At 58.2% G+C, this 13316-nt stretch carries 11 protein-coding genes; 6 read left to right on the forward strand and 5 right to left on the reverse strand.

Features of this window, described 5'->3' with window-relative positions:
* Positions 1–6 precede the first annotated feature (6 nt).
* From tssC to tssA, 3 genes are read right to left on the reverse strand one after another with little or no spacing between them, the layout of a single operon-like run.
* The gene (gene tssC / locus ACS4NR_RS21195; protein WP_003229584.1) at positions 7–1482 is read right to left on the reverse strand and encodes a type VI secretion system contractile sheath large subunit; all 1476 of its coding nucleotides are present in this window, start codon (positions 1480–1482) and stop codon (positions 7–9) included.
* Positions 1483–1507: 25 nt separating this feature from the next.
* Positions 1508–2011 (reverse strand): type VI secretion system contractile sheath small subunit, encoded by a 504-nt coding sequence (gene tssB, locus ACS4NR_RS21200; protein WP_003229587.1) that lies wholly within the window; start codon positions 2009–2011, stop codon positions 1508–1510.
* Between the two features lie 32 nt (positions 2012–2043).
* The gene (gene tssA / locus ACS4NR_RS21205) at positions 2044–3606 is read right to left on the reverse strand and encodes a type VI secretion system protein TssA (protein ID WP_115986369.1); all 1563 of its coding nucleotides are present in this window, start codon (positions 3604–3606) and stop codon (positions 2044–2046) included.
* Positions 3607–4321: 715 nt separating this feature from the next.
* Here tssA and tssI point away from each other — a divergent pair.
* From tssI to ACS4NR_RS21235, 6 genes are all read left to right on the forward strand, one after another.
* Entirely contained in the window at positions 4322–6346 is a 2025-nt protein-coding gene (tssI, locus tag ACS4NR_RS21210) for a type VI secretion system tip protein TssI/VgrG (protein ID WP_456018250.1), read from the forward strand.
* Positions 6343–7191, forward strand: a complete 849-nt coding sequence (locus ACS4NR_RS21215; protein WP_456018251.1) for a DUF4123 domain-containing protein — start codon at positions 6343–6345, stop codon at positions 7189–7191. The genes tssI and ACS4NR_RS21215 overlap by 4 nt, the downstream gene beginning before the upstream one ends.
* Positions 7188–7979, forward strand: coding sequence for a hypothetical protein (locus ACS4NR_RS21220; RefSeq protein ID WP_456018252.1), 792 nt, complete (start codon positions 7188–7190; stop codon positions 7977–7979). Before ACS4NR_RS21215 ends, ACS4NR_RS21220 begins: the two co-directional genes overlap by 4 nt.
* Positions 7976–8812 (forward strand): hypothetical protein, encoded by an 837-nt coding sequence (locus ACS4NR_RS21225; protein WP_456018253.1) that lies wholly within the window; start codon positions 7976–7978, stop codon positions 8810–8812. The genes ACS4NR_RS21220 and ACS4NR_RS21225 overlap by 4 nt, the downstream gene beginning before the upstream one ends.
* Entirely contained in the window at positions 8809–11145 is a 2337-nt protein-coding gene (locus ACS4NR_RS21230) for a lipase family protein (RefSeq protein WP_456018254.1), read from the forward strand. The genes ACS4NR_RS21225 and ACS4NR_RS21230 overlap by 4 nt, the downstream gene beginning before the upstream one ends.
* A 94-nt stretch (positions 11146–11239) precedes the next feature.
* Positions 11240–11593 carry a hypothetical protein gene (locus ACS4NR_RS21235; protein WP_456018255.1) on the forward strand — a complete coding sequence of 118 codons (354 nt, stop codon included), beginning with the start codon at positions 11240–11242 and terminating at the stop codon, positions 11591–11593.
* A gap of 99 nt (positions 11594–11692) precedes the next feature.
* On the opposite strand, the gene ACS4NR_RS21240 is transcribed toward ACS4NR_RS21235, so the two are convergent.
* Both ACS4NR_RS21240 and ACS4NR_RS21245 read right to left on the reverse strand, forming a co-directional pair.
* A complete protein-coding gene (locus tag ACS4NR_RS21240) occupies positions 11693–11968 on the reverse strand; it encodes an HU family DNA-binding protein (protein ID WP_003213368.1) in 276 nt (91 codons plus the stop codon).
* Positions 11969–12158: 190 nt separating this feature from the next.
* Positions 12159–13307, reverse strand: coding sequence for an NAD(P)/FAD-dependent oxidoreductase (locus ACS4NR_RS21245; RefSeq protein ID WP_456018256.1), 1149 nt, complete (start codon positions 13305–13307; stop codon positions 12159–12161).
* Positions 13308–13316 lie beyond the last annotated feature (9 nt).

Genomic DNA, 13316 nt, shown 5'->3' on the forward strand with positions numbered 1-13316 from the left:
TCGCTCTTACTCTTTGTCCAGCTTGCCAACCAGCGACAGGGTGAAATCGGCACCCATGTACTTGAAGTGCGGACGCACGTTCAAGCTGACGCGGTACCAGCCCGGCTCGCCTTCAACGTCGCTGACGATCACTTGCGCAGCACGCAGCGGACGACGGCCACGCACTTCGGCGCTCGGGTTTTCCTGGTCGGCCACGTACTGGCGGATCCACTTGTTCAGTTCCAGCTCGAGGTCGGTGCGTTCTTTCCACGAACCGAGTTGCTCGCGCTGCAGCACTTTCAAGTAGTGAGCCAGGCGGTTGACGATCATCATGTACGGCAGTTGGGTGCCGAGCTTGTAGTTCAGCTCTGCCGCCTTGCCTTCTGCGCTGATGCCGAAGAACTTCGGCTTCTGCACCGAGCTGGCGGAGAAGAACGCCGCGTTGTCGGAGCCTTTGCGCATGGTCAGGGAGATGAAGCCTTCCTCGGCCAGTTCGTATTCACGACGATCGGAAACCAGAACCTCGGTCGGGATCTTGGTTTCGATTTCGCCCATGCTTTCGAAGTGATGCAACGGCAGATCTTCAACCGCGCCACCGCTCTGTGGGCCGATAATGTTCGGGCACCAGCGGAATTTGGCGAAGCTGTCGGTCAGCTTGGTGCCGAACGCGAACGCGGTGTTGCCCCACAGGTAGTGCTCGTGGCTGTTGGCAACGGTTTCCTTGTACACGAACGATTTCACCGGGTTTTCTTCCGGATCGTACGGGTTACGCAGCAGGAAACGCGGCACGGTCAGGCCAACGTAGCGGGAGTCTTCCGAAGTACGGAAGCTCTGCCATTTGGCGAATTGCGGGCCTTCGAAGTGGTCCTTCAGATCTTTCAGATCCGGCAGGCCGGTGAAGCTTTCCAGACCGAAGAATTTCGGGCCGGCGGCGGCGATGAACGGCGCGTGGGACATGCAGGAAACGCTGGCCACGTACTGCATCAGTTTCACGTCCGGCGAGCTTGGGGACATGAAGTAGTTGGCGATGATCGCGCCCACCGGCTGACCACCGAACTGGCCGTATTCAGCGGTGTAGATGTGCTTGTACAGGCCCGACTGCATGACTTCCGGCGAGTCTTCGAAATCGTCCAGCAGGTCTTCTTTGGAGACGTTGAGGATTTCGATCTTGATGTTTTCGCGGAAGTTGGTGCGGTCGACCAGCAACTGCAGGCCACGCCACGACGATTCCAGAGCCTGGAAGTCCGGGTGGTGCAGGATTTCGTCCATCTGACGGCTGAGCTTGGCATCGATCTCGGCGATCATGCGGTCAACCATGGCCTTCTTGACCGGCTCACCGTTGTTCTGCGGCTTGAGCAGTTCTTCGATGAACGCCGAAACGCCACGCTTGGCGATGTCATAGGCTTCGTCGTCCGGAGTCAGACGGGTTTCGGCGATGATGCTGTCGAGAATGCTGTACTCGCCGCTTTCGGCGCTCTTCTCTTGTGCTGCGCTAGTGCTCATTGTGTTGGCTTCCTTGGCTGGAGTCTCAGGCGTCCGGGGCTGCGGCGTTCAGGCCCAGCTCACCGAGTACGCGACCGCGGGATTCGTCGTCGGCGAGCACGCCTTCGATCGCTTTACGGAACGCAGGTGCGTTACCCAGCGGGCCTTTGAGGGCCACCAGCGCATCGCGCAGTTCCATCAGTTTTTTCAGCTCAGGCACTTGCTCGACCAGGCTGGCCGGGTTGAAGTCCTTCATCGAATTGACGCGCAGTTGCACAGCCAGCTCGTCGGCCTCGCCATCTTCCTGCAGACGGTTCGGCACGCTCAGCGTCAGACCCAGCTCTTGCTTGGCCAACACTTCGTCGAAGGTCATCTTGTCGATGCTGATCGGCTTGCGATCTTCGATTTTGCGATCGTCCTTGCGGTGGGTGTAGTCACCGATTGCCAGCAGCTTCAGCGGCAGTTCAATCTCTTCCTGAGCACCGCCGGTGGCGGGTTTGAAGGTGACGTTGATGCGTTCCTTGGGGGCTACCGAGCCTTCTTTGGCCATGGCTTTTCTCCTTGCGGTTGTGGCCCTGGGGCCTATTCGAGTACCACTTCGAGGTCGAGGTGGCACAGCCTGCGATAAATCTCTTCCTTGCGTTCACGTACGGCATGGTTCTGCGGCAACAACTCGCAGCAGCTATGCAGTAAATGCAGCACTTCCAATGCAAGATCGGGCTCCCAGGCGTGCAGGCCTGAGTCCTGTAATGTCTGATCGAGGGTTTCGAGCTGGTTCTTGGCCAGTTCGTACTTCTTGGCCATGAAGCACAGCCGGGCAAGGGCGAACTGCCAGAAGAACCGCTCACGTCCACCGTGAGCCGATTGCAGCCCTTGCTTGAGCGTCTGCACGGCAGGCTTCAGGCCTTCCTTGCGCAGCATCGGCAGCACGTCCTGAAGGGCCTTTTCCCAGGCGGGCTGGGTTTCGACGTCGTCGGTTTCGACCTTGCGCGGCGCACTGGCGCTCTGCAGGTGCGGCATGACATTGCCGGCGATCCACGCCCGGGTGGACGGATCGGCAAACGGCGCGCCGTCATGGAAACGACATTCGATGATGCCGGGCAGGCGTTGAACCAAAAGCGCGAAGTGGATTTCCACTTCGCGCATTGCCATCTCGGCGTTGAGGTTCTGGAGACATTCCCAGACCATCCTCTGGCCATCGAACCAGAACGGCGCCTTCGCCAGGCTCGCCTCCAGTTCCACCAGCAGGTCGGCGTATTTGCCCTGATCGAAGCGATCCTGATACTGCTTGAGTTTGTCCACCGGCAGGCCGCGCAGCACGGTGATCTGCTCTGCGTTGCGCTCGGGCACCGCGTCGATCGGCAGCCACAGCAAAGTGCGGTTCAGACGCAAGGCGCGCAGGTCAGTGGCCTTCTGCTTGAGCCACCAGGCACACAACGGACGCGCGCTTTCCTGCTGGGCGCGCAGGGCCTTGTAAGCGTCTTTTTCGTTATCGATCGGCGCGCCGGGGGCCATTAGCTGGCTAGCGGCCTGCTTGACCTGCGCCACCGCTGCGCCCACCACACCGGGGGCCGGCTGATTGTCGGCGGCACGCTGGATCATGGTTTTCAGGCGACGCGAGAGCGGCAGCAGCAGCGGTGCGTCATCGCCCAGGTGCTCGGTGCATGCGGCATCGAGGCCGGCCAGATGCTCGGACAGTTGCCGGAACATCGGCAGCTGTTCCTTGATCGCGATGTTTTCAGTGAGCACCTGCTCCAGGCGCGGCACCAGCCAGCCGATGGCGGCGGCACGGGTGCGCGGTTTGAGCGGGTGAACGTCGGCCCAGTGGTTTTCCGACAGATGGTGCAGCAGACCGAGGCCGGCCAGCAGCCCGGGGAAGGATTCACGCTGGTACAGCGACCAGGTCAGCCAGGCGCCGACACGCAAATCCTTGGATTGGGTACGCAGCAGATTTTCGCTGTTTTCACGGATTTTCAGCCAGTCGATCTGCCCGCTTTCGTGCATCGACGAGGCTTTGGCCAGCTCGCTTTCCAGCGCCTCGAATTCGCTCGAAAAACGAACGTCTTCGCCCGCGAAATTCTCTTTGGAAACAGAGACTTTTGCGAGTTCGAGGTAATGGGCGGAAAGTTTGCTTGAGTAGGACATCCATGGCCTTTAATTAGGATTACAGTCATGCGCCTATTGGAGTTGCCGCGGCGCGGGACAGTATCGAAGAGCAGTGAAGCGACTCATCCAATTGAGATGTGCTCTTTCAAGTGGGCGCATCGTAATCACTATGATGGCCACTAGCAAGCATCTGATTAAACAACAAGACGAAGTGTTCATTGGGCTGTGTAGGAGATCGCCCTATATGTGGCAGGGGAATCCCTGATGGCGAATTATATTGCCCGCATTTGCTCTGCCCCCACAGAACCCTTGATCCAGAGCGGCCCGATCCCGCCTGAGCGCACGGACCCGAACCTTCGTCCCATTCCACGGCGGCAAGCATGACAACTCGCGAAAAAAATAGAAGTAGGACACTTCCGAAAATCCATTGAATTTTACAAAACGATTTACCGGCGACAACACTCAACAACAAAAGTGCCATCAATTTGATGGCATTTCATTTTTCTGAAACTTTATCCAGCTCGTGAATGCTGCACTTCAGTGCTAACTCAATAATTATCGAAGTGACTTCCTACAGTCATTTCCTTCAATCCACACAACACTTTCACGCCCGGAATACTCTGACAAATGTCAGGGATACTTCTTACATCAATTTATTTCCCGCATCGCTAGCTTGCTTGGGCAAATTCTTTTCGCGTGGCGATCAGGGACGATCGAACACCGCGCATCGACTCACCTGCTTAAGGACAAGCGTATGTTCAGCACAGGCAGTTGCGCGCCTTTTATCCTGCAAATCCCCAGCGTTCTCCACGACTTCAAGGTGCTCGCATTTGATGGCGCTGAAGCCATCAGCTGCCTTTACGCGATCCGGGTCGAGCTGGTCAGCGAGCGAGCAGATATCGATCTGGAAGGCCTGCTCAGTCAGCCGGCATTTCTGCAATTCGGGTTCAACCACGAAGGTATTCACGGGCGCATTGAAGATGTGCGGGTGGGTGAAAGCGGAAAACGCCTGACCCACTATGAGCTGACGCTGGTGCCTGCGTTGCATTATCTGCAGTTCAGTCATGACCAGCGGATTTTCCAGAATCTGACCGTCCCGCAAATCATCACGCAGGTTCTCCGGCGTCATGGCATCCAGACCGACGTCTTCACCTTCCATGTCAGCACCAGCGCCGTACGTGAATACTGCGTGCAGTATGGGCAATCCGACTTCGACTTCATCCAGCGTTTGTGCGCCGAGGACGGCATTGCCTGGCATCACCAGCACTCGCCCGAACAACACATGCTGGTGTTCACCGACGATCAGGTGTTTTTCCCCAGGCTTGGGCCGACAACTTATCGACAAGGCTCCGGCATGGTCGCCGAGCACCCGGTCATTGATCGTTTTACCTTGGCCTTCAAGACCCGCACCAGTACTGTCACCCGTCGCGACTATGACCTGAAACGTCCCAGCCAGTTGCTCGAAAGTCGCTTCACTGCCGAGTTCACGCCCGAGCTGGAAGACTACCGTTACCCACTCTTGATGAAGAGCGAGAAGCAGGGCAAACAGCTCGTGCGCCAGGCTCTGGAGCGGCATCGCAGCGACTACCAGCGGGTCGAGGGTGCCAGCAATCAGCCGACGCTGCGCAGCGGCTACTTGTTCGACCTGACCGAGCATCCGCGCAAGGACTGCAACGACATGTGGTTGCTGGTGAGCCTGCAACATTACGGGAAACAGCCACAGGTCCTTGAGGAAGCCGCCGCCCCCCCTACAACACCCATCGATGGTTTCACTCAGGGCTATCGCAATACCTTCAGCGCCACACCCGCGGACGTGATCTACCGACCTCGACTGCCCGCACAAAAGCCCTTGCTGGTCTGCCAGACCGCATGCGTTACCGGGCCGCCCGGTGAAGAGATCTTTTGCGATGAGTACGGTCGGGTTCGCGTCGAGTTTCCCTGGGATCGAGCAGAACTCGGCAGCGACAAGAGCAGTTGCTGGATACGGGTTGCCTCCAGTTGGGCGGGTGAAGGTTTCGGCGCGATGTCCATTCCGCGCGTCGGCATGGAAGTGGTCGTGACCTTCCAGGAAGGTGACCCGGATCAACCACTGATTACCGGCTGCGTGCCCAACAAACTCACCTCCCCCGCCCATCCATTACCGGCGCAAAAAACCCGAACGGTTCTGCGCAGTCAGAGTTCACCACGCAGCGGCGGCTACAACGAACTGTCGATCGAAGACCGCGCCGGGCAGGAAAAAATCTACCTGCGCGCCCAGCGCGACATTGAGCAACTGATCCTCAATGACAGCCGCAGCCAGATCAGCCACGACCGTTTTGAGCAGGTGGGCAATGACAGTACCACCCTGATCGAAGGCAAAGAGCTGCGCACCCAACACGGCGTGCGCAGCACGGTGATCAATGCCGATGATCTGCTCACGATCAGCGGTACCAGCAGCCTGTCCGCAGGTTCGCTGGTGATACAGGCGGGCCAACAGGCGCGCATCACTGCCAACAATGTCGTGATCGACGCCAGTTCCAGCCTGACACTGACGGCGGGAGGTCATCACATCGTGATCGACGCCAGCGGGATCTTCAGCAGCGTGCCGATCGTTCAGGGCGGCGCGCCGCTGGCGGGTATAGCGCCGCTGCAGGCACTGCAAGCCCCGCCCGGCCAACCCGTGGCAGACATCGCCAGCCCCGCATCCATCGTCGCCGGCGCCCGCCACCAGGCTGCGGACTACTGCCCGCTGTGCGAAGCCTGTCGCGCCGGTCAGTGCAGCATCGGAGAGGTCGCATGAACACACTCGAACAATGGTTGTACGAGCAAGCGCGATCGAGTCGAGATCTGTTGCTGATGCTCGACTCGCTTGATCACCTCGAAGAACGCATCGCGCTGAGCAACGAAATGGGTGCCGCTCACTACCGCAGTCTGTATGGCGGCACCGCAGCGAATTCGCTGGCACAAAGCGGCCCGTTTCTTTTTCACATCGGCACAGTCAGGCATCCGCTGATCCAGGTGCTGCTGAACGCGCCCGAGCGGCATTGGGGCTGGCTGGGCAGCGCCAGCCACGTTGACCTCGATACGCTGTCCGCGCACTGGCGCGCACGCATAGTCACTGGCGAGCCACCGAATCAGGCGGTGTATCGCGTGCACGACAATCGCGTAATCGGTCGCGCGCTTGCGCATCTGCCACCGGAGCAACACGCGCTCTTGCTCGGGCCGATGGCCAGCGTCTGTTACTGGCACGCGGGCCAATGGACGGTCACCGACAACCCTGACCCGGGTGAGCATCCGCTGCCGGCAGATCCGCCGTGGCTGCACACCCCGATCCCGGAACAGATTTACGCCAACGTGTTGTTCGATAACGCCCGACGCTATCTAGTCGGCGAACACACTGAAGCGATGGCGGTGCTTGCCGGGCAGTTCGATGTGGATGACTGGGTCTGGGGGCAGGTGCAACTGAGCCAGCTGTGGGGCTGGCAACAGCCGCAACAGGTACATTTTCTGCTGACCCAAAGCCTGAAGGCACCGGGATTTCTACCACCGAAAACCTGGCTGCCCAAAACCGGGGAAGACCCGGCGGCGCACTTTGAGCGGGTGTATCAACAGACCTTGTATCTGCAGGAGAACGGGGCCTTATGACAAACGTATTTCGATGTCTGGCGCTTGGCGGTTGCGCCGTCCTGAACTTGGGGTGTTCTGTTGCGGGCAAGTCGAACACTTTCACCTTTGTTCCCGACTTGCCACCCAATTTCAAATACGAACTGAAAGCCATCTACCTGCCCCTCGAAGGCGAAACGTGCCGAGTGGCGGGAAAGCCGGATTTCTGGGTCAGCTTTAATAAACCCAATATGGAATACGTCAGCACTGCGGAAATTGAGCTGTACAAAACAGCGGGCGACTGCCCGCTGTCCTTGAACAAAGTGGAAATCAAGATCATCGGCGTTTTTGGCCCGGGACGCAGTAACAGCAGCTATGACTATGCGTCATTTGCCGTTCGTCCAGAGTTGTTGGAGCGGCACATGGGGACTTTCGACGAAGACGGTACAGGTGAGTTCTTCGGCGAGTGCATGTGGTCTTTTCGTACCGTCGGGCCAAAGCGCTACCTGATCAAACTGCTCACCTGCAAAAAAATGGACGCGCAGGGCAATGTCGGCCGAAGTCGTCCGTTCACGGCTTACACGCTGACCCAGCTCTCGGAGAAAACCATAAAGCTGAGGATCAGATTGTCCGAACAGGAAAAGCCGGCCTTTGGTGACACCTGGGTCAAAGTAACTGACGGCTGGAAGCGCTGTATGGGGAAAGGCTTTGAGGACCAGGATGCGTTCTGTTTCGGAAATTACAAAGACTTCAGCACTTTCAGAATGGTGGATGAACGGATCTGCACCATTTACCCCGGCTGCACGGAAAACAAGGACGAGACCCCATGACAGATCAGAAAGCGACCTATCCGCGCGGGGACTTTCCGCACATCAGACATATAGCCCAGTGTCTGACGTTGAATATTTGCCTTGCTTTGACCTTGGGTTGTTCAGCCGTCAGTAAACCGAACACTTTCACCTTTGTTCCCGACTTTCCGCCCAACTTCAAATACGACCTGACGGCCACCTACGTGCCCGCCAAGGATCAAACATGCTCGGTGCCGGGCGGCAAAGATACGCAGCTTGGATTCAATAAAACCAACATGGTCTACGAGCCTACTTCCCGAATCCCGCTTTACAGAACCGTGAGCAACTGCCCACTGGCGCTGAATCATGTGGAGGTCAAGATCATCGGCGTTTTTGGCCCAGAGCGAAGTGATAGCAGTTATGACTATGCGTCATTTGCCGTGCGTCCAGAGTTGTTGGAGCGACACATGGGTACTTTCGACGAAGAAGGCACAGGTGAGTTCTTCGGTGAATGCATGTGGTTTTTCCGCACGGTCAGCCCCAAGCGTTACCTCATAAAAATGTTGAGATGCAAAAAAATGGACGAGCAGGGCAATGTCGGTCGAAGCCGCCCTTCCACGGCATACACGCTGACGCAACTGCCGGGAAAAACGGTGAAATTGAAGATCAAGTTGGCAGATGAAGAAAGGCCCGGCTGGGGTGACACCTGGGTCCAGGTTCCCGGCGGCTGGAAGCGCTGTATGGGTGAAGGTCTCGAAGATCAGCGTGGGTATTGCAATGGAAACTACAAAGACTTCAGCACCTTCAGGATGGTGGATGAGCGAGTTTGCACCATTTATCCGGGCTGCACGGAAAACAAGGACGAGACCCCATGAGTATTGAACCGTTGGATCCGAGCGTCGCAGTATTTATGCAAGGCAACATCCACGCCTGCCCAATGCGCGGACATTCGACGAGCTTTCAACTAGTGGACGAGTTTGGTGATGGCAAACCCTATGCTGGGTTGACGTACGAAATTATCGATTATGAGGACACCGTTTACACGGGCAAACTGGATACCACGGGCTCTGGCAACCTGATCAACCATTACTGCGGTCCGGTAGTACTCAAGTTCAACCAGCCCTTTAAAGGAATAGAAACACTCTATAAAGATTTAAGGACAAGGGAGCACTACCCCCTCCCCATCACCGAACTCCAGGTTCGTGCCGAGAAAACCCGCTTCTTCAGCAAATCAGGTGTGCGTACCCAGGCCAACCCAGCAAAAGACCTTGCCGAGAGCAACGCCTATTACCAAGTTGAAGTGAGCGAGCTGGTCAAACATGTAGCGCACTTGCCGCCTCTGGCAGAGCGCCGTGATCCACCGAATATGGTGGTGCACAGACTAATGCGATCCACGCCCCAAACCCGAACGTTCGCGCAGATTGATACCAGTGTTCCGGACGGAGGAATGGGGGCGATTTTCACTCAGGCCAGCATGGCCACAGTGGAACTGGGTTTCTCCCCGCCACCGCCCAAACCCAAGGGCATTGCCCTGTTGCCGAACAAGCACCATGTGCTGGAAGTGCGCCCCATGCGGGCGCTACGCCCAATGTTGTCGACCGGCAACGAGTTCTGCGCACTTAACCTCTATCAACTGTCGTTGATGGCGACCCTGAGTTACACCGACTTCGGTCAGGAGCCGAACACGCAACCGGTCAAGACCGACCGTGTGAGTTTCCCCGTGCAGCCCAGCAGCGGCAATTGGTTCGGCCATGCACTGCCGCTATTTGATGAGTTGTGGAAAGTCGATGCGTCGCAAACGCAGAAGTACTACCCGTTGTATGAAGAAGTGCCTTACTCGAAACGGCTGGAGGTAGTGCCGTTCGATCCACAGCTCTATCCCGAGGTGAATGATCCGGCACTGGGGGATCAACAGGAACATCCGGCCAGGCTGCACTTTTTCGATGATCGCAAACAAGCCGACAGTACAGACACCCAAGCCTTCATTACGCATCACGACGAGTTGATATTGATCAGTGTCCGGGGAACCAGTGAAACGTTACCCGATGGTTTGCGTGATGGAGACGCCTATCAGGTTCCTTTTCAAGAAGGAGAAGGCAAGGTGCACCGTGGATTCTACGGGGGTGCACAAGCGGTTTTCCCGTTTGTCGTGAGCTACCTGGAGAGGTTCTACAGTGGGCAAAAGCTGCTGATTACCGGACACAGTCTGGGCGGGGCGATAGCACTGATCTTGTCCGAAATGTTGCGCCGGAATCAGCGCTATCAGCCAGATATCGTGCTCTACACCTACGGCGCCCCGCGCGCCGGCGACACGACCTTCATCAACAGTGCCCAACCACTGATCCACCACCGCATCGTCAACCAGAACGACCCTGTACCGAGCGTGCCCGCCACCTGGATGAACACCTATGCCAGACCCAAGCCGATGTATACCGCAAACGGAGTGGTACTGGCCCTTAATCCGGTCGCCGGCTTTGCTTTGCTGGTCTGGGGGATGAGCAATTTCCTGGGTGACAATTACGGGCATCACGGGGCGTTGCGCCACTTCATGCCAGTGGTGTTCGGCAAGGAACACAAATCATCCATTCTCTGGCAACCGGGCTGCAGCATCATCAACGACCACGGTTGCGCCGAAGCCTTGCGAAATATCAATGGCTCGCCCAAGCGCGGCTCTTTTCTGGAGCAGATCTTCGCGGCAGGCGATCACTCGATGGTTGGCAGCTACATCCCCGGCTGCTGGGCCAGCCTGCGCCGCTGGCAAGAGGCGCAGCAATTCCAACGCTCTTTGGTGACTTACCGGGAGTTCGAATGGGTTAGCGGCGCCTTGAAGAATCTCAAAGACCAACTGAGTGCCTTGAAGCGCAATCTCCGAGACCACCCAAGTGCTTATGTCCGGCACGAGGAAAGAACCCACAAGACGGCGGTGCTCGACAGAGAAATCAGCAAAATAGAAATGACCCACGCTCGACTGGTCGCCCTGCACGGCCAGCGAGTCACAGAAGCCGACGTCTACGGCAGCTATGCCGACCAGCCTGAATGGGTGCAGGAAAACCTGCTGCGCTGGAACGCCCACCCGGAAAACCTCGTTCAGGAACAACTGGCGATGATTCCCCCCGCCGCCCAGGACCACGATGCAGCGATCGCGGCAATGACCAGAGGGCATGCCGTCGGCGCGCCGTTTCAGCTGGATATCGATTCGATTGTGTAGTGGCTAAACAGCGCGCGGGCAAACCTTGGCTATGCCAGAATCCAATGCCAAAAATTCGGCACCCTTTACTAAGGCTGGTAAGGAGCTTTACCTCATGGAATTGAAACCCCTGTTGTTCGCAGCACTCATGTGGCTACCCGTCACTCAGGCCTCTGCAGATACTCCACCACTGGACGGTCATTACTATCTGACCGGTGCAATGGAAATGGGCGCCGAATTGCTGCTGCGCAAGGACGGCACATTTGACGCGGGCGTGTCGTATGGCAGCGCAGATGGCTTTGCCAAGGGCACCTGGCGGGTGGAAAACAACACCGTGACGCTGAAGAGCGAAACCAAACCGGCGTCGGACAGCGATTTGTCCGGCCTGTTCCAGGATCTGCAACTGGCGATCGAACCGAACTGCCTGGCGGTGGATTTCGGCAACGGCAAGGCCTGCTTCCGGCGTTAACAAGCCGATTTTCAACCACAAAAAATGGGCACCCGACCGCAATCGGTGTGCCCATTTTTTATTGCAGTTCTCCCCGCTACTCAGGGAGTTCGCCGCAATTTAAGGATTGACGCTGTCTTTCAACGACTTGCCTGGCTTGAATGCCACGGTGTTGCTGGCCTTGATTTTCACCGGCTCACCGGTTTGCGGGTTCTTGCCGGTGCGGGCGCCGCGGTGGCGTTGCAGGAAGGTGCCGAAGCCCACCAGCGTGACGCTGTCCTTGCGGTGCAGAGCGCCGGTGATTTCTTCGAGGACGGCGTTGAGAACGCGGTTGGCCTGTTCTTTGGTCAGATCCGCTTTTTCAGCGATTGCAGCGGCGAGTTCTGGTTTACGCATTAGTGAAGCCCCTTTGACGGTTTTTTGTTGTTATGTCCGTGCTGTTCTCGTTGGAACAGCGCCCAAGGCGCCGCAGGCTCTACTCTGCGGCAGACGGGAGTGAGAATGGCACGCGGATACCGGCGGCGCCAGTCTCCCCGCGACCTTTGTGGGGGCAAAAGCGGGGTGATTCCGACAGAACGACCGGTATTTACGCCAGCAGGGCCGGAAGCTGTTTGTTCAGGGCGAGTTTTTCCGTGACGGCCGCGCCAGTCAGGGCATATCCGAGCAACTGACCATCGGCGCTGTGACACAGAGCCTTGATGTCGGCGCCCTGCCCTTCGACAGTCCAGACGCCTTCGCTGCCCCGTGGCGGTGGCGAAACGACCAACGGGCACACCGGGGTTTTCACCGTGATCGGCATCGCGCCGTAGCTCACGGTCGTCGGATTGCCGGCCAGGGTTTGTGCCAGCGCACGCGCACAGCTCATGAGGGGCATCACGTACAACAGATTCAGCCCATCGACCTCGGCGCAGTCGCCCAGGGCGTAGATATTGGCGTGGGAAGTCTTCAGGTAGCGGTCGACTACGACACCGCGATTGACCTGCACGCCCGCAGCCGCCGCCAGATCGATGCGCGGGCGCAGGCCGATGGCCGAGACCACTACATCGCAGGCAATCACCTGACCGTCGGACAGATGCGCTTCCAGCCCGTCAGCAACCATCTGCAGGCGAGTCAGCACCGGGCCGAGGTGGAAACGCGCGCCCAGGCTTTCCAGCCCGGCTTGCACGGCGGCCGCAGCGGCCGGATGCAGCAGCATTGGCATCACTTGCTCGCACGGTGCAACCAGTTGCACCTCGTAGCCGCCAAGGATCAGGTCGTTGGCGAATTCACAGCCGATCAGACCCGCACCGAGCAGCAATACGCGGCGCTTGCCCGCGGCGGCTGCACGAAAGCGCGCGTAGTCTTCAAGATCGTTGATCGGGAACACCAAATCCGCGCCATCGCCTTCGATCGGCACCCGCACGGTTTCCGCGCCCCAGGCGAGGATCAGGTCGCGGTAGTACACCGCTTCTTCGCCGATCCACAGACGCTTGTGGCCGGCGTCGATGCCGCTGATGCGCGTGTGGGTGCGCACTTCGGCCTTCAATTGCTCGGCCATCGCGCCCGGTTCGGCCATGCTCAGGCCATCGGCATCCTTGTTCTTGCCGAAACCGGTGGAGAGCATCGGTTTGGAGTAAGAGCGCCCGTCATCGGCGGTAATCAGCAGCAGCGGGGTTTCGCCATCGAGTTTGCGAAACTCGCGGGCCAGGTTGTAGCCCGCAAGCCCGGTGCCGACGATTACGACAGGTGCGTTCATGCCTTACTC

The sequence above is a fragment of the Pseudomonas sp. JQ36 genome (assembly GCF_053851495.1).